The sequence below is a fragment of the Flammeovirga sp. MY04 genome (assembly GCF_001682195.2).
GTDB classification, from domain to species: Bacteria; Bacteroidota; Bacteroidia; order Cytophagales; family Flammeovirgaceae; genus Flammeovirga; species Flammeovirga yaeyamensis.
Window position 1 is genome coordinate 1,032,878 of record NZ_CP003561.2, and the last position, 19,919, is coordinate 1,052,796.

The following is a 19,919-nucleotide window of genomic DNA, read 5'->3' on the forward strand; positions in this document are numbered from 1 at the left end:
TTATGGCTTTTCAATTTGGATCAGCATCAAGACGTAGAATGGATGGAGTAAATCAATGGTTAGTGTTATGCGTAACTATGGCTTTATCCAAGTGTAAACACTTTGATCAAACAGTTCCTTGGATGGGAGGTTTGAGAAGTGCTGAAGATCAACATCGGATTTTCAAAAATGGGAATTCTCAATTAGACGGATACAATGCAAAGTCTTACCATCAAACGGGTAATGCTATTGATGTAGTGCCGTATCACAATGGCAAAATTGATTACAACTGTGATAAAGGGTTTAGAGAGTTTGCGGCGGCTATGTTTACATCATGGCAAGAAATCTTAGTAGAGTTTCCAGAGGCAAGGCAATATAAGTTAGAGTATGGTGGTCATTGGAGAAACTTCATTGATAAACCTCATTGGCAATTGGTATAAATAAAACACAATGGCACAAACAAGAGCAGAACTATATCAGGAACTACTGTCTGAAAAGCAAAGAGTTCAGGAGTTGAATGTTTTATCAGACGATAAAGAACTTGCAGAGGCATTGAAAGATTTAGGAGAAGTGACATCTACATCAAAAGTGGCGATGTGGAATCTTTGGTTATACATTACCTCATTTGTAGATCACATTATGTCCGTTCTTTTTGATGCTCATAAAGCAGAAGTGGAAGCTTTGATCAATTCATCAAAAGTACACACGTCGGCTTGGTACGCTGAAAAGATTTTGGAGTATCAACATGGAGATAACATTTTATTGCATCCTGAAACCTATCAACCTTACTATGAGGTGATAGATGAATCAAAACAAGTGGTAAAATCTGTAGCAGTTTCAGGTCGTGGTTTTGCTCTTGTGAAAATCAGAGGAGAAAACGGAAAGTTACCTGATACAGAAGCTCAAGGAGTTGAGGCTTACCTTAGAGAGATTCAAGAACCAGGGGCACAACTTGGAGTAGTGAATTTGGATAGTGATAAATTGGTGCTTCATGCTGAATTGTATTATGAGCCTGAGCAGGATCAAACAACTATTGAAGCCAATGTGCAAACGGCCGTTGAAACCTATATCAAGAATCTTCCATTTGATGGAACTTTGCAAGTATCTGATTTAGTCGATTATGTGAAGGATACTGACGGGGTTACGGATTTTTATATTACCATCTTAAAGGCTCGTCCTGATATTGGAACAGTACTCGAAGATGTTGAGGCTAGATATTACCCCTCATCGGGTTGGATGGAATTAGAAACTTATCAAGTAACCGCAATAGCCGATGTCTAAAATACAAGAACTCGATACTGATTTACTTACGTGGCGTTCGATTCCTTCGTTTCTACGAGATGTGTTTCACACTTCTTGGGTAAAGCTACTTACTTATAATACAAAACGACTCAACGAGCAAAAGCGATTGTTTAGAAGTTACGCAAGGGATCAAATCATTTGGGGAAGATCAAAATTAAGCGTGGAGACTTTGATCCGTTTGAGGTTTAATAATGATTCTATTTTTCTTACTACTCAAATAGTGAATAACGTAGAATTCCTTGTTTTTCCTCCTGAGTTCAATGCTTTGATTCCATTTGTAGGAACTCCATCAGATGCTACAACTATTGTAAGGCCACCAAATGATCCAACAATAGATTTGCAACAAACTCAATTAACTGTAGAAGTACCGAGCGTGCTTCAAGGTCAAGAAAATAATATTCACGCCTTCCTGAAGAAATATCTTCACGTGGGCATCATCTACGAAATAGTCTGGACATGAAAAAGTTTAATACTCCTAGTAAAGGGGCAATTTATAATACTAAGGATTTTGAGCATTTATTCAATGTTGCAAAAGACATTGCAGGAGCCTTGTCATCTGTGCTAACTGAAAGTACAGCACCTGTTAGAATATCTGGAGTAGAATTCACAAAAAACGGTCAAGATTATTCTTGTACTGAGGGGTGGCTGTTACACAATAATACCTTCTATAAAGTTGATGCATTTTCAGGAACGGCAACAGGCTCTCAAATTCCTGTATTCAATTTAGAAACAGTATCAGAACCTCATGAACCTCACGACCTTTATGAGGGCTATAATAAGGTGGGCACTTTCTTTATTTGTCAGGAAGAAAAGTTAAAGCCTTCTTTCGGAGCAAGTGGTACAGGTCTTTTTGATTATGATGCAATCATCAAGCATCCTGTGAAGAGAAATAGCGATGCTATTGCAGGTGTTCAAGGACTTTTGAGAGGTATGGTTGTTGACTATTACGGTGATCTTACCAATTTTGATGCAACAGGACTGGGCATTGGGGAATTTATCGGTTACGCTCTTTGTAATGGACAAAATGGAACCCCTGATGCTAGAGGTAGAGTATTTGTTGGTATGTCTGATACATCTTCGGCGAATGGAAATCCTGATGCTAATTTGGGAGAGTATTTCGTAATTGGAAATACTGGAGGTAATAGATCTTCAAGTCTAATTGAGGGTAATTTACCACCACACAAACATGGAGTAGGTGTTATTATAGTTGAAGACGGAGATCACGTTCACCCTATAACATGGCCAAACACTCAAGGTGATAATAATTTGGTTCATGGAATGTCTGCTAGATTAAATTCTAATGATAATAATGGGGAACCAACAGCTTTAGATTCTGTACCTACCCAAACAGATTTAGCAGGGAAGCACAGTCACGGAGCAACAGTATCAGAAAATACGGTGGGTAATGGAGATCCTATTGATATTAGACAACCATACATGGTAACAGGAAAACTAATGAAGCTTTAAAAAATGAAAAAGAAAGTAATCACATCCGAAGGGATGAATATATTAGATATTGTATTATTCAACGAAGGAAGCGTTGAAGGCTTACCTGTTTTCTTAGAACGAAATCCAAACTTAGATCCTAACGGAGTAATCCCAGCAGGAACTGAAGTTGTTATTGATACTGAAAATCAATCTCGTTCCGAGGTAGTGAATTACTTTCAAACGCGTAATATTAGAGTAAACACGGGTGATATTGTCGTTATTGCACCTCCAACAGATCTAACCGCAATTCCCACACCCTCAGAAGTGGGAAGTATCACTTTGAATTGGATTGACAACGCTCAAGGATCTTATCCATTTGAAATCTACAGAAGAAAGAAGGGAGCTATAGACTTTCTTCTTATTCATACTACATCAAACGGCATCAATAATTATATAGATAACATATTAGAGCATTGCACTACATATGAATACCGTGTGAAAATTGCAGGGGTATCAGGAGCAGTAGAATATTCAAACATTGCAGAGGCAACTACTCCATGTGCAGACCTTGTTATCTATAATACAGATTCATCAAAATTACAAGCATCTGGCACTAACTTCACTTGGGATCATCGACAAGGAGTGAGTTATTTGTTTGCCCTAGATGGTAAGGATAAAATAAATAGTATTTCAGCTTGCGATGCAGGTGTTTCAGGTGTTATCGACCTTACATCAAACGAGTGGTTAAACCTAGTTTATATCTGTTTTAAAAATGCTTTAAACCCTGATTTAAGATTAGGTAATTGGGTCAATCAAGAAGGTGTAATCTTGGATCTTGAAAACGCTTTCTACGAACCAGACGACTTCGAAAGGATGCTCACAGAATTAGAGCGTGTGAATGATCCTGATAACGTAATTCCAAACCGTACTTTTAACGGGGGGATTGTATTGGTAGACCTTTCAGAAAACCCAGACATCCAAACACGTATTGATAATCTTACCGCTTTGGGGTGGACTATTAAGATTGTAAATTACAAACTACTTTCTGCTACTATTGGGGAACGTACTTATGTATCTTTTGATGGTCGTATAACTGCTAATTCAGGGGCTGCTTTGTGGTTTGTGAATGGTAAACGTGTTGTTGGTAATGTGCAGTTGGAGCAAGGGGATTTGGTGGAGTTGTATCATAGTGATGTGGGTAATTTGCTTGATGTAAGTCTTAATAATTTAAACATAATATCAATTTATATAAGTGATATTCTATTCAATTCAGAAGCAACATTAAAAGTAAATCAAAATTACATTGGCATAGATCAATGGGGTTTTATTTTAGATTTATCTGATAAGGATCATCTAACTATAAAACTTAGAATAGAAGCAACAGTAAGTTACTACATCAAATCAACGTCATTAATTACTGATGAAGTAGAGAATTTCTTTAATAATTATGTTCATCCATACTACTACAAACTAAGAGAAAATTATAATATTACAGTTGATAATGAGAACATTTGCAATATTTGGTTTCCATACATTTGTGCTAAATATGAGCATACTCAATCACAAGAAGCATACTTTATTTGGAATACTAAAGGTATTAGTTCTTATGTAAAAGAACAGAAAGTAAGGGAATCTGACGATTATATTTATCACTCTATAAAACCCAATGCTTGGCAGTACATTGATAATTATGGGTTATTTGGTAGTTCTCAGTATGGGGGTACTGTCACTTCAAGAGTGAACAATGTAAATCCTTTAGTATTAGCAACGGGTGAGTTTAGATTGAATTGGACTACAAACTCACTTGCTACTGATGAACTTGCTGATATTGCAAGTGACTGGTATAACTTCTTAATGTCTGATAGAGATTTACAAACTTGTAGCGGTGTTTTTATTGCTTCAAATAGTGCTAAGAGATTAAAGCACGAACAGAAATGTGTATTTACGGGTATGACACATCCAAGTCCTGGCACTACCTTTAGAGGAGGTTTGTTTTTTCACCAAAACTATGAAGTTAATACTAACGAAACGACTGATTTGTACGAGATAAAAACAGTTGATTACATCTATTTTAGAGATATTAGAGGGTCATTTGTCAACCTTAAAATTAATATTGATTCTACTTATAGGGTAAAAGAAGTTTATCTTCAACAACTAAGATCAGGTGAGTTTACTGTTAATTCAGCTCCTTTCTTGGAGAGAATAAGATTTTACAACTATGGCCATGGTGTAAGTCCTAATGCTAATCAGCTTAGGATAGAAGGTAATTTACCGGAATTGCAACATTGCGGTGTAAAACACGCTACACAAGATTATAACGGAATAACAAGTATTGCTTCTTATAATGATATTTATATTGATTTAAGGAATGCACCAAAATTAAAAGAGTGTGTAGTTAGAAGATTGAACGAAGTAAAAAACATTGAAATATACCTTTCTTCTACTACTGAATTTGTCTTTACAACTCAATCTTTATCAATTAAAAATCTATCAGTTATTACAAATGTGAATATCAATTTATTGTTTGTGATACATGGTCTTTCAAATGATGTTTCTTTAGGTGGATTTAAACATGAGCAAAATCAACTAGATCAATTGAATGCTGTAAAGAATGATATTACAGATGTAAATGTTATAGCATCAACAACAAAATCAGTTAAGTTGTATAACAAGCAAAGTACAACTTTAGCATGGTTTCAGTCAGTTGAAACATTGCTTTTAGATTTGTCTCAAAATTACAATTGGAATACATATTACCATGATGAAAATGGTGATTACTTCTATTTTGAAGCTGGAACAGGTAATAAAATATTAGTATAGTGTAAACGGCAAAATAAACTGTACAATTCGATTGAAATAAAATGTACTTTTCGTTTTGCCGTTTATATAAATTTCTAAAATTCTTTATCATATATTTTTTATTCTTCTCCCCTCCTAATTGATCTTGATAACCATCAGAATAGAAATAAAATGAAATTTTTGAATTTGCAAAACTGATTTCATGGTCTCTGAAATTTGAAGTATTTAAATCCATACCTCCAATATTACGTCTATCACCCTTTACGTAATTTAATTGATCATCTTTAAAGTAGACCCATGAATTTTTAGCACTGCAAACAGTTACATTCTGCTGAGAATAATTAATGCATGCAACGGTAATATCCATACCATCTTGAACACCATATTCCTCATACTGACTTAAAGTGGTTTGTAAACGCTGATGTAATCCTTCTAAAATATCAGAAGGTTTTACAATATGTTTCACCTTAATAATTTCATTAAGAATACCATTTCCGATTAATGACATAAATGCTCCAGGTACACCATGTCCAGTACAATCAACTGTAGCAACTATGCAAATTCTTTCGTTATTCTTGTATAGTTTACCAGAACAATAATAAAAATCTCCTGAAACTAGACCACAAGGCTGATAAAAAAGAGTAACATCACCAAGGATGGATTCCATCTTACTTTTCACAGGTAAGGTAGCGGATTGAATCCTTTTCGCATAGGTAATCCCTGCCTCTACTTGTTTATTCTTATTATCCAACAGTTGCACATAATTTTGAAGGTGGTCTTTTTGAGCTAAAATTTCCTCTTGTTGTGCTTCAATTTCATTATTCTTTTCTCTAATGTTCGCATAAGCTTTTTTAAGACCAAGATAAAACTTTAGTAAGAAATAAATCCCTACAATCATAATAACAAACAATGCAACCATAAGATAGATAAACCTTGTTTGTTGATGTACGAGTTGATTAGATAAAGTATTTTTTTCTTTCAAAGAGCTGATTTCGTCCAAACGCTTCTCAGATAAATAGTTTTGCTTTATACGTTCGATCCTTTCTCGAATATCAGCATTATCTAATTCGCTGCCTAACTGATGGTACTCTTTGTTATATTTATAAGCAATTTTCCAATTTCCTTTTTCTGCTTCAATTTTATGTAACATGTTTGAAGCTTCTTTTTTCCAAAATTTGGTATTATCTATTGTTTTACCTCCGTAAATATCAAGTGCTACTTTCTTAGCATTACCATATTGTTTTTCATGTAAATAATATTCGGAAAGCCACAAGCTATATTCATTATACCCATCTAGGTTATTTTTCAATTTAAAATATTGAATGGGTTCTATAATTTCTTTGATCGCTAATTCTACTTTATTCTGATTAAAGAAAACTCTTGATCGAATAGCAATAACATATTCTTCTTGTTCTTTGTAACCATGTTTGATTGATTCAAAGAATGCTTCATTAAGATATTTCTCTGCAGAGTCATTTTCATGAATAATCGAATAAACTTCGCCTAGATTAAATATCATTGCTATTAAATTACTTCTTTGCCTTTTTGTAATATTATCCGACTCACTAATTAGAGTCTCCATAGCAATGAGAGCCTTATTGTAATAATATATGGAACGTTCGTGTTCATGTTCTCTAATATAAAATACACCTAAGTTATTTGATATATTGGCAACATCAGACCAATCCTCTAAAGATTCGGAAATGGATAAGGCTTTCATCAAATAATCGAAACCAACAGCCATATGTCCCTTACGAATATGATAGGAACCCATATACTGATAAGCCATACTTTCCCAAGCCTTACTATTTATTTCTATACTAATAGATAATATTCTATTCGCATAAATAAGTGTAGAATCAGAAGATGTTCTCAAATATTTTGAACAAACGCTTTTGTAACTTTCTAATTTTTTTTGAGTGTAGTCAGGAATCTCACTTCCAAAAGCAACAAAAGAAGAAAAGAGAATTATCAATAAAAGTATATGTGATTTAGATAGCCTCAATTAGTCAGTAAAATTTATGCATTAATATAATTGCTTCTAAATATAAAACAGAAATATGAATAAAGTATAAACAAAACATGGATTTATCTAATAAATTCTAAAATCCTTTACTTTGCTTTCTTTCAATTGTTAACAAAAACCAATTTCTTTAAGATCTACCCTTTTCCTCTCGTTTATGTGACAAAAGTTACACTTTTAGTTTACCGCCTCATCTATGTTTGTATCATCAAAATAAACAAGCGATTTAATTGGAAATGGATAACAAAAAAAGAATCATCGTTATTGGCGGTTTATCTGCCGGACCATCAGCAGCTGCAAAAGCAAGAAGAACTGATGAAAATGCTGAAATTATATTATTCGAGAAAACTGCAAACATAAGTTATGCGACTTGCGGTATTCCGTATGCCTTTTCCGGAAGAATTAAAGATAGAAATAAATTGTTGGTCGTAAAGCCTGATCTATTACGCCAACGTTTTAACATAGATGTTCATTTAGAAGAACCCGTAACGAATATCGATCCTGATAATCATATGGTGTACACTCCAAAAGGTGAATATAAATATGACAAATTGGTTTATGCTACTGGTGGTACTGCTATTACTCCCCCTATTGAAGGTTTAGCTGATTACACTGAGTGGGCACACGCTAAAACAATTGAAGACTTTGATAGAATTATAAAATCAGATGTACTTAATAGTGCAAATGAAATTACTATCGTTGGTGCAGGTCTTATCGGTCTTGAAACTGCTGAAAACCTAATGCAAATTGGCAAAAAAGTGACCATCATAGAATTAGGAAAACACATTCTTGGTCCATGGGATGACAAATTTGCAACAATGGGTGAAAAAGTTTTAGAAGATAATGGTGTTTCACTTGAATTAGGCAAATCAATTCAAAAAATTAATACTGATGGTAGCTTAGTGTTAAGTGATGGTAAAACAATCTCATCAGATTTCTTGATTATGTCGATTGGTGTAAAACCTATCACAGAAATGTTGACTTCGAAAGGTGCCAATCATCTACCAAATGGTGCTTTGATTGTAAACGAAAGAATGGAAACAAATTTACCCGATATTTATGCAGCGGGTGATTGTGCTTCAATTCCTCATATAGTCACCAATGCAGAAGGTTGGTTCCCGATGGGGACGCATTCCAACAAAGGTGGTCGTGTAGCTGGTGCTAATGCTGTAGGAGGTAACGAAACTTTCCCTGGTGGTTATGGTACTGCGATTATGGAGATGTTTGATCATACAATAGCTAGAACTGGTGCTGGTCCAAAAGTATTAGAACGTGATGGGATTGCTTATGAATCTACTTTTATCATTGCCAATTCACATCCAGGCTTCTATCCAGGGGGTAAAGATATGTTTATCGAAATTTATTATACTCCAGATACTCATGTGATTTTAGGTGCTGAGTTGTTTGGTCAAAAAGGAGTGGATAAACGTGCTGATGTATTAGCTACTGCTATTTATGCTAAGCTAACTATTGAAGATTTACCAAATCTTGATTTAGCTTATGCTCCTCCATTCTCTCCAGCAAAGGACCCTGTTATTGTTGCCGGGTTTGTGGCTCAGAATGCTCAAAAAGGATTGTTCAAAGAAGTAAATGTTGCAATTGCTAAAGAAGCATTTGAAAGCGGTGATGACATTACAATCCTTGATGTTCGTAATCCTGCGGAACTAGAAAATGCTGGTAGAATTGATGATCGTGCATTAAACTTACCTCTTGATACATTAAGAGAGAATTTAGATAAAATTGATACTAAAAAGCCTATTTATGTGACTTGTGCAAAAGGTTTAAGAGGTTATCTGGCTTCTTTAATATTAGCACATAATGGCTTCCAAAATATTCATAACATAGCTGGTGGGTTTACCGCTTGGAACAAAATCAACGGCTAATTGTTAATTACCCGTAGGGATGTTACCTCTACATAGACGTAACATCCCTACTCATCTTTAAACTTTCATTAAACGACAATTTCCATGATGGAAAACATTATTGCACCATGGCCTTGGTATGTTACAGGGCCGATTGTTGGTGCGACTATGGCTATATTACTATTATTTGGTAAAAGCCTAGGACTATCTTCGAACTTCAGAATTATTTGTTCCGCATGTGGAGCAGGCAAGAAAAACTCATTTTTCAACTTTGATTGGAAAAGAGAATCTTGGAACCTAGTATTTGCTATTGGTTGTATAATCGGTGGTTTTATCAGTTATAAATATTTAGGTGGAGATCACCTGGCAGGTATTTCTGATGCTACAGCAAATCACTTACAATCACTTGGTATTACAAGTGATAACCATTACGTCCTTCCTTCAGAGTTATTCAATGCATCAGCAATTTTCTCTGTGAAAGGGCTTTTAATGCTTACAATAGGTGGTTTTTTAATTGGTTTTGGTTCTAGATACGCAGGTGGGTGTACTTCTGGACACGCAATTAGCGGATTATCAAATTTACAATTACCGTCACTTATTGCCGTTATTGGATATTTCATTGGCGGTTTAATCATGACTTGGTTAATTATTCCATTTATCCTTTAAACACACAAGAAATGAAACCAAAAAGAGTAATAATATATTTAATTCTAGGTATTTTCTTTGGTATTGCCCTCTCTAAAGGTGAAGCTATCTCATGGTTTAGAATTCAGGAAATGTTCCGCTTTGAATCCTTCCACATGTATGGATTTATCGGTTCAGCTGTAGTTGTTGGTGCTATCCTCGTACAGGTAATCAAAAGGTTTAATATCAAAGATTTTGACGGTAATGAAATCATTATTGCCGATAAACAAAAAAGTATTTGGAGATATTTATTGGGAGGAATTATGTTCGGTTTAGGCTGGGCTTTAGTTGGAGGATGTACTGCACCCCTTTTCATCCTTATGGGTTACGGTGAATATAGCATGGTGATTGTTTTTGCCTTCGCATTAGTTGGTACATTTGTTTATGGCTTGACTAAAGAACGTTTACCACATTAAAAATAGGTAGTAGGTAGTAGGTAGGAGGTGCTGAATTAACGCTCGACTTTTTACCAAAATTCTTCTAATAAACCTATCTAATTAATATAAAGATATATTATAAGTAATAACTAATAGGTAATAAGTTTTAGTCTTTTGTTAAGATGAAAACTATTCATTATTACCTATTAGTTATTACTTTTTTTGTAGTTTTGTAGCATGAAATACATACTTCCATTTTTCCTTTTATTTGCCTTAGGCAGTTGCAATGAAACAAAAAAACAAACTGACAATCCTTATGGTGTTAAGGTAGGCGATATTGTCTTCCAAGATCTTGATTGTGGCGATTTTTGTGTAGCCATTAATAAAGTGACTGAAGGATGGAATGGAAGAGATTTCTCACACTGTGCTATCGTTGTCGAAGAAGCTGATTCTCTCCTTATTATCGAAGCAGTTGGTGCAGGAGTAAAACGTACTTCTCTGAAAGAATTCTTTGGAAAACATACAGGTGAAGGAGGAACAATTATAGGAAGAATGAAATCTGAATATCAAGAATTGGCTCCAAAAGCGGCAAAGTATGCTTTCGACTATTTAGGCAAATCATATGATGATGTATTTGATATTCAAAACGATAAATATTATTGTTCTGAGTTGGTTTATGAGACGTATAAATCAGCTAATAACAATAAAGAAGTATTCCAATTATTTCCTATGACTTATAAAGATCCAGATACAAATGAATACTTCCCTATTTGGGTAGATTATTTTAAAAAATTGAATGCTCCAATTCCAGAAGGTGAAGCTGGTTTGAATCCTGGGGGTGTTTCTAGATCGAAGTATTTGGATATAATTGAGTTGAATTAATTCAATTTTTTCCAATAAATCACTTTATCATCACCTTCTTCCCAAAAATCTCTAATGACTGCCTCTTTGTTATACCCTAACCCTTCATAAAATAACCTCACCGAATCGAAACCTGCTGAGCCCGAAGTTTCAACAATAAGGATCCTCTTTTCTTTTTCGATTAAATAATTTTCAATAAAACTCACCATCTCTTTGCCATGTGATTTACTTTGGAAATCTTTTCTTACTCCAATGGCTAAAAGGTTATAAGTTGAATTAGTAAATTTCTCAAGAGAACAATACCCTAATGAAATTGCTTCTCCATCAATCACTTTAGTGAACCAAATATCATCTGAATTTGAATTATTTAGATAATCTGAAATCATATCCTCTAAGTATTCAGAAGGGAATAATTCAATGCTATCTAATACTTTCTTTAAAGCAAAGATATCTTCTTTTTTGATGAGTCTTACCATATTTATTTATCACTCATTAATATTAAAAGAGTTTTTCTTAATTCTTTCTAATCATTTATCAACGTCGAATCTATATTATTATGAGATGCACTATCTATCATCTCTTTAATTTGTTCTACATCGATACTTTTAAATACCTTTTCTATATCTTCATGTGTAGAGACTGATATCTTATAATAAGTAAAGAAGATGATAATAATACCTATAATGGCAATCCATATAAAGATATAATATCTCGTTTTATCCTTCCCAAAGAAATTTATCTTTTCGTTTAATTCTTCTGCTGTAAGTTTTCTAGGTTCATCTTCATCAAAATCAATATCATCATCAAAATAATCGGCATAATCATCTAAAAAGTCAAACGCATTTGGAGTGATAAAATACACATCATTATCATCTTCTGTTTCGACGAGGTCATATCTTAGAAGATCTTCTATTAACTTTAATAAACGTTCTTTCTGAAGATAGTTTTCAAATTTTATTTCATTGATATTAATTGACTGTGATTTAGAAGATTTTATTTCTTCTAACAGAATGATATGTTCCTTTTTTATATCCAATGTATTGAAAAAGTATATGGAGTGAGATAATTAATTATTGAAGGTACATAAAAGATTAAATTTATTATAAAAAAACCTCCAAGAACGAATCCTCAGAGGTTTTATCAAATGATCTTTTTAGTAACCTAAGGCATCTAAAACCTTGGCATTTAAGCTTCGGTTTTTTCCTTTATAAGGATAGCAGTGAATATGAATGGCCGGGTTGAAATTCATTTCAATGATGGCATAATTATCTTCACTTGCCTCTTCATGAATATCATCAATCATCATATCTATACCTGTGATTTTAACATCTAAGGCTTTCGCTGCTTCGACGGCAATGTGCTTGTATGAATCTGGAATATCATCTGTATAATCGATACTATCACCACCAGTCGAAATATTCGAATTCTCTCTTAAATAGACTATTTGATCTTTGCTTGGAATGTAATCAAAATCGTAACCTTGAGTTCTTAAGAACATTTCCTCAGCTTCACCTAAAGCAATTTTTTCTAGAGGGGTCTTATAGCCTTTACCACGAAGTGGATCTTTATTCTTTTCGATGACCAATTCTCTTACTGTCGATTGTCCATCACCCTTAACATTCGCAGGAACTCTATGAAGAATACCCACCACCTCATCGTTAATAATGAAAATTCGATATTCCTTACCTGTAACAAACTCCTCGATGAGAATAGAATTATCATGTTCAAAAGCAATTTCTACAGCTCTATCGAATAGCTTTTTATCTTGATTGTCTTTTAATATACTGATACCCAAACCAAAGTTGGTCGACTTAGGTTTGATGACAATGGATTGTCCCTGATAGAAAACGAAATCACTTTTGGCTTTGTCTACGGAAGTATACTGATCGCCTTTTGGAGTTCTGATGCCTACATTTTCAATCACTTTTTTGGTCATGACTTTATTTTCCATCATCAAGACACTAACATAATTATCTAATGATGTTCTTGTGGCTTGCATGACGTGTTCTACTTTACCATTTTTTTCTAATTTGATAAAGTTTTCTGTACGATCCATAATATCGAATTTGATCCCTCTCAAAATAGCTTCACGAAGCACTAATTGAGTGGATAATTCCATATCTTCTAAGCCATGAAACTTAAACTGAGTACCTTTTGATGCGTCTGAATATTCAATAGCTTTTTCAAGATGCCAATCGATATATTCTTTACCTTGAATGGCTTTTAATGTTTCACATGATGGACGAACCTTTTTATTTTCACTTAGATCCATCAAGGTTTTAAAAGCTGACTTATAATCGTTTGGAGCAAAAGTGATGAACATATCTAAAATCTCCGCTGTTAAGCTTTGAATGGATTCACTTAAAAGTACTTCTATTCCATCAACAATAATTTTAGCATGATCAGAAAGCCCTTCACTAGCTACAATTTCTTGATTTTCAGTGGCGATTTTTTGTTCCTCTGAACTGATCTCTTTTGACTCTTTATAAAGACAAAACAATAAAAAGAGGTGGACTATTTTGGCTGTTTCCTCAGAAATACCAATTTTCTCTTGAGGATCTAAATCCAATAATCTTACTTCAACATATTTTAGTTTACCATCGACTTCTTTGAGACGAATTGGTGTATAATTCTCTTTATTACTATTTAAAACACCTTGTTTTATGGCATTATCAATACTTGACTCATAGTTCTTTAATGAACTATAGTCCAATACTAAATCTTCGATGTTTTTATATCCACAAACAGAAGAACGCATCGAAATTGCATGATCAAAATGATGACTATCTCTCGTTGCTTTAGGTAATTTATCAATACAGCATTTCAAATAAGTATTATGAAGTGCTGGACTATTTCCTAACAATGCAATTAAATACCAACGATAACGGAGAAAGTTTCGAGTTAATTTTAAATATAATTCTTCTCTAAAATCATCATAAGTGATCTTGCCTTCATATTGTTGATATAAGAACTCAATATTCTTTTCCTCTAAAGAGAAATTGTAATGAATCCCTGATAATAGCTGTTTCTTCTTCCCATATTTTGAAGCCAAGAAATTACGGTATTCTTCATTTTCTTTACCTTCTTCTCCAAAATCAGCTACTTTGATATCGTCATCATTTTCTGGTAATTCCGGAGGAGTACTTTGAGGCCATAATAACTCATCACCTAGGTTTTCTGTGACCACATCATGAATAGTTTCCAAGAAACCCAAAGCCTCTTTAATAGATGGTAAGGGCGGTGTAATCATCTCCACCTGACTTTCAGAAAAATCGGTAGTGATATAGGGATGATTTAATTTATTACCAAAAATTGATGGATGGGAAGTAGTCGCCATTTTACCATCTTTGGTGATACGTACATTTTCTTTTTCTAAACCGAAGTTTCCTTCAAAGATACGAACGTTTCTATTGTCTTTTAATATTTGTTGTATTGTATGCATAATGTTGTCTAAATGGAAGTGGATAAGATCATTTTTCTTTTAACGGTATGATAGGCAATGCTTAAGCAAATTGCTCTTAAAACGGTACTGATAGCTATGGCCATCCAAACGCCGTTGATACCAAAAAGATGTTCTTGTGATAAATAAAGTGCCATAGGCACCCTGATGACGGTCATGGTGATATTTATGGAGGCCGGAATTTTTGTCTTACCTAATCCATTGATAATACCTGTTGTCACCATCTCTACAGTCATAAATACTTGAGATAATCCAATGACTCTCAAATAACTTGCTCCAATAGCCACTGTTTCCTCTTCGGTAACAAACCATCGTACAAAGAATTCAGGGAAAATGTAAAACAATGTCCCCATTAAAATCCCAAAGGTTATCGCAATTTTTATAGCCGTCTGATATCCTTCATTGACTCTTTTGTATTCTTTCGCTCCATAATTCTGTCCGGTAAATGATAGCAATGCGCCCATTAAACCACCTGTAATCATAAATGTCATAGATTCGATTTGCAGACCAATTTTCTGAGCAGCAATAGCATCACTTCCCCATTGTGCCACAATTCTTGCCATGATGATACCGATTACAGTAAATACAATTCTTTGAATAGAAGATGGTATACCTAATCGAGTGATACGTCCAATTTCATCAAAAGATATCTTGAATTTTGATGCTCCAAAGAAATGTACCACAGACTTTCTATAAAACAACCCGAAGGATAATATTTGTGAGATAACCGTAGCGATTGCTGCTCCTATCACACCAAAGTTGAATATAAATATGAAAATCGGATCAAGGATAATATTTACCACAACGCCGATCATAGTGATCTTCATTGGTGTCTTACTATCACCACGACTATTACTTATAGAAGTAAAAAGAAATACTGCATGGGAAAAGAATAGTCCAATGGCCGCAACTCTCAAATATGAAATCGCAAATCCTTCTACAATAGAATCATTTAAGTTGAACAACCCAATTAAATATTCAGGGAAAATCTGAATAAGAACTAGCATAATCGCTACGATCAAACCTATTCCTGTAAAAGCTTCTCTACTGATTTTTTCAGCCAAAGGATTGTTTTTAGCTCCTATTTCTTGGGAAACAGAAATTCCTGTACCTAAAATAAATACGGAAGAAATGGCCCAGCATAACTGTAAGAAAAAGGCTGATGTCCCTACAGCTGCTACTGCATCACTACCTAATTTACCTACCCAAATCATATCGGTAAAATTGTAGGCAAATTGTAAAAACGATGAGGTAATGATAGGTAACGCAAGCGTAATGATATTTCTAAATACATTACCCTTAGTTAAATCTTTTTTCATCAAATAATTTTTTGAAATAACGAATTAATCTCACTACATGTGAGGATGTTTTCCAATCTTTTTCTACATAATGATTAATTAGATATAAATTATCTATTCATCAATATACATAGATATAAAGGCTATTGGAAATAAAATAAATGTGATAAGAATGGATCTAAAAATGTTGAATGATTCACTTAGAATAGTCATTTTTAGATGATTAAGAATTTGTTATAGTCGTAGCTGACAGAGCCAAAAGATATACTGATGATATCTTTTTGATAATATATCGAGGGTAAAGTCTTTTAAAATAATTAATCCATTAGCCTTATTATTGGCAAATAAATTACTAAGAAATGCCTGAGGATCGTTTTCTAAGTTTGTCAAGAAATAAGGCCCAACAGAAGAATGTATACTAAGAACAGATCCAGCCAATGGCTTATGCTCAGTTGGTAAACAACATTGCGTTTGATTACCTTGTTTTGCTATCTGGGCGATTTCTTGAAAGAACATCACTTTATCATTCTCTTTTTTTAGTTTACAACAAGTCTCTTGTTCCTTTTCGCTTAATAGCAAAAAGGCAATCAATGACATGCTGAAAGCCAAAGAAATCTTTACGATATGTGATAAATTCTTTTTCATTACATTAATAAAGACGAAATATATGAATAAATGTTCATGTATTAATTCGTGTTTAAATTTATTAACCTCAAGTTTAGTTTAATCTAAAACTTCCTCAGGTGTATAAGTGATCTTCTGATTATTATTTACTATGGATAATAAATTATAGATAGTCCATGGTATTATCCCTAAAACAATGGTTGAAACCAACCAAAAGATTGGATTTGACTGATCCTTTTTTAAAGTTTTATAAAAAACTGGAATAATAAATATGATTGAGATTAAAATATTAAAAACAGGAGATGACATGGATATAAAACTTTGCTCGTGTATTGTTAAGTTTATTTCGAATAGTCGTTGTGTGAAATCAAATTTATGTATGTAAAAATTCAACAATAAAGGATTAAGTGTTACAAAAGACCAGGCAATTAGTATAAGAAAAGAAATCTTAAAAATCTCTTTTTTATTAAAGCTGAAATTTTCTTTGATATAAATAGTAAGGAAAAAAACTAACCCTATCCATGAATTAGTTAATACAATAATAACCAAATATAATGCACTGTAAGTTGATTTTTTTGCATAAATGTAAACCCACATAGAAATTAATATCCATCCTAACTGAGTTGGTAAATAAGCAATAAAACTGTATATCAAATCGAAAAAGGATAACTCATCGCTTGATAAATTCTGTAAGAACTTAGCTAATACACCTTCAAGAACAACTTCAGGCGATTGAAAAAAAAGAATTAGAAAAACTGTAAATAGTAAAAGCGAATTTCGTAGAAGTGTCATTTTAGTTGAATAGTTTACTTTTTATATATCATCAAATATTACTCTTCTAACTGAAACCTCAAAACAGTCTTCAACTTTTCTGTAGCTACTTTTCTAAAATCAGATAAATAAATTTCTCTATGTACTTTTGATTTTCTTTTTACATTCATCTCCCCTGCGTATTGTTCCATCAATTCAAAACTAGCAGGTTCATCATCATAACTGCCTACATGCAACATTTGGATACATTTGCCATCAGTAATCTGTTCAAATTTTACTTGTTCTAGTAACGGATTTGGTTTTTTCTTTTTAGTCAGCTCTAGTATCTCATCAAAGAATTCTTTACTTACAAAATTAGGTTGACGAATCATTAAGTCGAAAACTAAATCGTCTTTGTTTAATTGTCCGTTAAAATTCTTTTTTGCTTCATCATTAATATCCCACACCCCCTCTAGCGGATAAACCGTCCAATCTATATAATCTGAGGGTGGGTTGTCCAATTTCTTCATGGTCATTTTAATAGCATACGCAACACTATATAAGGCTCCAATACATTCTTGAAAAAAGTCACTATTGGGATTGCCTTCACCACTAATTATAATAAATTGATATTCGGGAACATCAATAATCTCGGGTTTAGTTTTAGGTTGATAAATAGTTTTTTCTTTTTTTCTCCATTCGAATTTCATCATCATTAGGTTTAAATTTTTGATAATAAATGTACCCAATTTGCATTAAGCCAATCAACCAAAATAAAGGGATTTTAAACATGAGCCATAGAAAATTAGTACCATCTCTTACTAATCCATCAAAATAGATATGATATTCTATTTGAAGCTTTATTGATATGTAAGGAATTACGAGACCATACAATAGTAGTATTACAGGAATACTAATCCATGTTGTAATTTTTTCTAACTGTATTTTAGTATTTATGTATAGCCCTAGGGTAAATAATAATAAGTCAAAAATACAGAGAAAATAAAGAATAGATAAGTCGATATTAACCATTAGATAAAAAAACTGTCAATTTAGTTAGTACTAGTCGTATTTATGGGGAAATGAAATATTTGTTATACAAAATATTTCTATGACAAATCTATATGTTTTATTTCAATGATCCAAAGAATTAAAAGCATAAAATACAGGAGAATTTCTAAAAATAAAGGCTTCCTATACTTGAGTTTTATAAAAAGCCTTTATGTAATGATTATTCAACAGTTTCAGATTTCATTATTTTCATTTCCCATTTATTTTTAGCTCGCTGATATAAATAATTCTCATCAAAGTCTAATAACGATAAATTTTCAACGATGAATATTCTATATTTTAATGCTTTATCATCTTTACCTAATAAATAATAACCTAGAGCGATATAGATGGCGTTCATTAAAGTAGTGCTATTTGGGTAATTAAAATCAACATCCCTTTTTATGAGGTTAATCCCCTTTAAATAATGTCCTTTTTCGATTAATACAGCCCCTCTAGTTCCTCTTATATCCTCTGTTTTCGAGTCCAATTGATAAGCCAATTGTGAATAGTGATTGGCTTCTTCTAATTTGTCCATTATCAAATAAGTCCAGCCAAGACTATTGTATATAATATTCTGAAACTTCTTTAAATTTTCCTCTTCAATATGAGGTAAAAGTTCTTCTAATAATTCTAAAGCTTTATCGGACTCACCTAGTTTTAAATAACAAATACTTAAACTCGTATTTATAGCAGTGACTTTATTCAATTCCCTTTTAACTGTTTCATAAATACCAATTGCTTCATTATATTTCTTTTGCTCCATTAGATCGTAAGCATCTAATAGATCGTTTACTTTACTCATTTCAATTAGATCATCAATTTTTCTAAATGGAATTCTAAAAAGCGATAAACCATCTGAATCAATTTTCAAACCATTCACTTGAGCTCTGTAAGGGAATAAAAAAGAAATAGCGAGAAGTAGATTTGAAATAACAATTAGTGAAGAAACATGAATGCCGTCATTAAATTCAGTTGAAAAATTGAATAATAAATATAGAATTCCAGCGACTATTAGATTTAGTAAAAGACCACCTGCGATATAAAACCATAATTTAATTCTAAGATTATCAGTATTATTAAAAGCAGCATTTGCTAATCCAGAATTAAACTTTGAATTCATGATAATTTTTATATTTCTCCACTTAAAATCAAATATCTTGAATCCTTTACCTAAAGTTAATCTTCTAGGACTTCCACCTACTAAATAGGCAAAAAATAGATGGCCAATTTCATGAATTAAGATGCCAAGCTTTAATGATAATTGAAATATTAAAATGTTGAACCCTAAATAAAAGAGACCACTTGTTTCCTTACCTAAAAGAAAAATAAAAGTAGAGAACAAAATAATAATCCAGTAAAATTTAGGAAGTATGGCAAGTACAATTTTTTTAAACATAGAAGTTTATTGATAATTAGTTT

General features: G+C 32.9%; 17 protein-coding genes. 8 read left to right on the forward strand and 9 right to left on the reverse strand.

Features of this window, described 5'->3' with window-relative positions; translation table 11 throughout:
- The first annotated feature begins 2 nt into the window (after positions 1–2).
- The 4 genes from MY04_RS24120 to MY04_RS24135 are packed head-to-tail and all read left to right on the forward strand — an operon-like array spanning position 3 to position 2,748.
- On the forward strand, positions 3–419 hold the full coding sequence (locus MY04_RS24120; protein WP_066209749.1) for a M15 family metallopeptidase: 417 nt from the start codon (positions 3–5) through the stop codon (positions 417–419).
- 10 nt (positions 420–429) lie between these two features.
- Positions 430–1,260 carry a hypothetical protein gene (locus tag MY04_RS24125; protein WP_066209751.1) on the forward strand — a complete coding sequence of 277 codons (831 nt, stop codon included), beginning with the start codon at positions 430–432 and terminating at the stop codon, positions 1,258–1,260.
- Entirely contained in the window at positions 1,253–1,741 is a 489-nt protein-coding gene (locus tag MY04_RS24130) for a hypothetical protein (RefSeq protein WP_066209753.1), read from the forward strand. The genes MY04_RS24125 and MY04_RS24130 overlap by 8 nt, the downstream gene beginning before the upstream one ends.
- Entirely contained in the window at positions 1,738–2,748 is a 1,011-nt protein-coding gene (locus MY04_RS24135; RefSeq protein ID WP_066209755.1) for a hypothetical protein, read from the forward strand. The genes MY04_RS24130 and MY04_RS24135 overlap by 4 nt, the downstream gene beginning before the upstream one ends.
- A gap of 2,617 nt (positions 2,749–5,365) precedes the next feature.
- Here MY04_RS24135 and MY04_RS24140 read toward each other — a convergent pair.
- Positions 5,366–7,483 (reverse strand): SpoIIE family protein phosphatase, encoded by a 2,118-nt coding sequence (locus MY04_RS24140; RefSeq protein WP_084006109.1) that lies wholly within the window; start codon positions 7,481–7,483, stop codon positions 5,366–5,368.
- A gap of 284 nt (positions 7,484–7,767) precedes the next feature.
- Between MY04_RS24140 and MY04_RS24145 the strand changes: the two genes are divergently transcribed.
- The 4 genes from MY04_RS24145 to MY04_RS24160 all read left to right on the forward strand — a co-directional run bounded on the left by MY04_RS24145 (position 7,768) and on the right by MY04_RS24160 (position 11,336).
- Positions 7,768–9,414, forward strand: a complete 1,647-nt coding sequence (locus MY04_RS24145) for an FAD-dependent oxidoreductase (RefSeq protein ID WP_066215094.1) — start codon at positions 7,768–7,770, stop codon at positions 9,412–9,414.
- 84 nt (positions 9,415–9,498) lie between these two features.
- Positions 9,499–10,059, forward strand: a complete 561-nt coding sequence (locus MY04_RS24150) for a YeeE/YedE family protein (protein ID WP_205958167.1) — start codon at positions 9,499–9,501, stop codon at positions 10,057–10,059.
- 11 nt (positions 10,060–10,070) lie between these two features.
- Positions 10,071–10,493, forward strand: a complete 423-nt coding sequence (locus MY04_RS24155; protein ID WP_066215095.1) for a YeeE/YedE thiosulfate transporter family protein — start codon at positions 10,071–10,073, stop codon at positions 10,491–10,493.
- Between the two features lie 198 nt (positions 10,494–10,691).
- Positions 10,692–11,336 (forward strand): YiiX/YebB-like N1pC/P60 family cysteine hydrolase, encoded by a 645-nt coding sequence (locus MY04_RS24160; RefSeq protein WP_066215098.1) that lies wholly within the window; start codon positions 10,692–10,694, stop codon positions 11,334–11,336.
- Here the strand turns inward: MY04_RS24160 and MY04_RS24165 are convergent.
- The 8 genes from MY04_RS24165 to MY04_RS24200 form a co-directional block, all read right to left on the reverse strand.
- Entirely contained in the window at positions 11,333–11,791 is a 459-nt protein-coding gene (locus MY04_RS24165; protein ID WP_066215100.1) for a GNAT family N-acetyltransferase, read from the reverse strand. The genes MY04_RS24160 and MY04_RS24165 overlap by 4 nt on opposite strands.
- 47 nt (positions 11,792–11,838) lie before the next feature.
- Positions 11,839–12,351, reverse strand: a complete 513-nt coding sequence (locus tag MY04_RS24170; protein WP_066215102.1) for a hypothetical protein — start codon at positions 12,349–12,351, stop codon at positions 11,839–11,841.
- A gap of 117 nt (positions 12,352–12,468) precedes the next feature.
- Positions 12,469–14,757 (reverse strand): bifunctional glutamate--cysteine ligase GshA/glutathione synthetase GshB, encoded by a 2,289-nt coding sequence (gene gshAB, locus MY04_RS24175; protein WP_066215104.1) that lies wholly within the window; start codon positions 14,755–14,757, stop codon positions 12,469–12,471.
- An 8-nt stretch (positions 14,758–14,765) separates the two neighbouring features.
- Positions 14,766–16,094, reverse strand: a complete 1,329-nt coding sequence (locus MY04_RS24180; RefSeq protein ID WP_066215106.1) for an MATE family efflux transporter — start codon at positions 16,092–16,094, stop codon at positions 14,766–14,768.
- Positions 16,095–16,307: 213 nt separating this feature from the next.
- The gene (locus MY04_RS24185; protein WP_066215108.1) at positions 16,308–16,718 is read right to left on the reverse strand and encodes a hypothetical protein; all 411 of its coding nucleotides are present in this window, start codon (positions 16,716–16,718) and stop codon (positions 16,308–16,310) included.
- Between the two features lie 78 nt (positions 16,719–16,796).
- Positions 16,797–17,489, reverse strand: coding sequence for a hypothetical protein (locus MY04_RS24190; RefSeq protein WP_066215110.1), 693 nt, complete (start codon positions 17,487–17,489; stop codon positions 16,797–16,799).
- A 38-nt stretch (positions 17,490–17,527) separates the two neighbouring features.
- Positions 17,528–18,163, reverse strand: a complete 636-nt coding sequence (locus tag MY04_RS24195; RefSeq protein WP_236941127.1) for a GyrI-like domain-containing protein — start codon at positions 18,161–18,163, stop codon at positions 17,528–17,530.
- A 515-nt stretch (positions 18,164–18,678) separates the two neighbouring features.
- Positions 18,679–19,896, reverse strand: coding sequence for a site-2 protease family protein (locus MY04_RS24200; protein WP_066215115.1), 1,218 nt, complete (start codon positions 19,894–19,896; stop codon positions 18,679–18,681).
- Between the last annotated feature and the right edge of the window lie 23 nt (positions 19,897–19,919).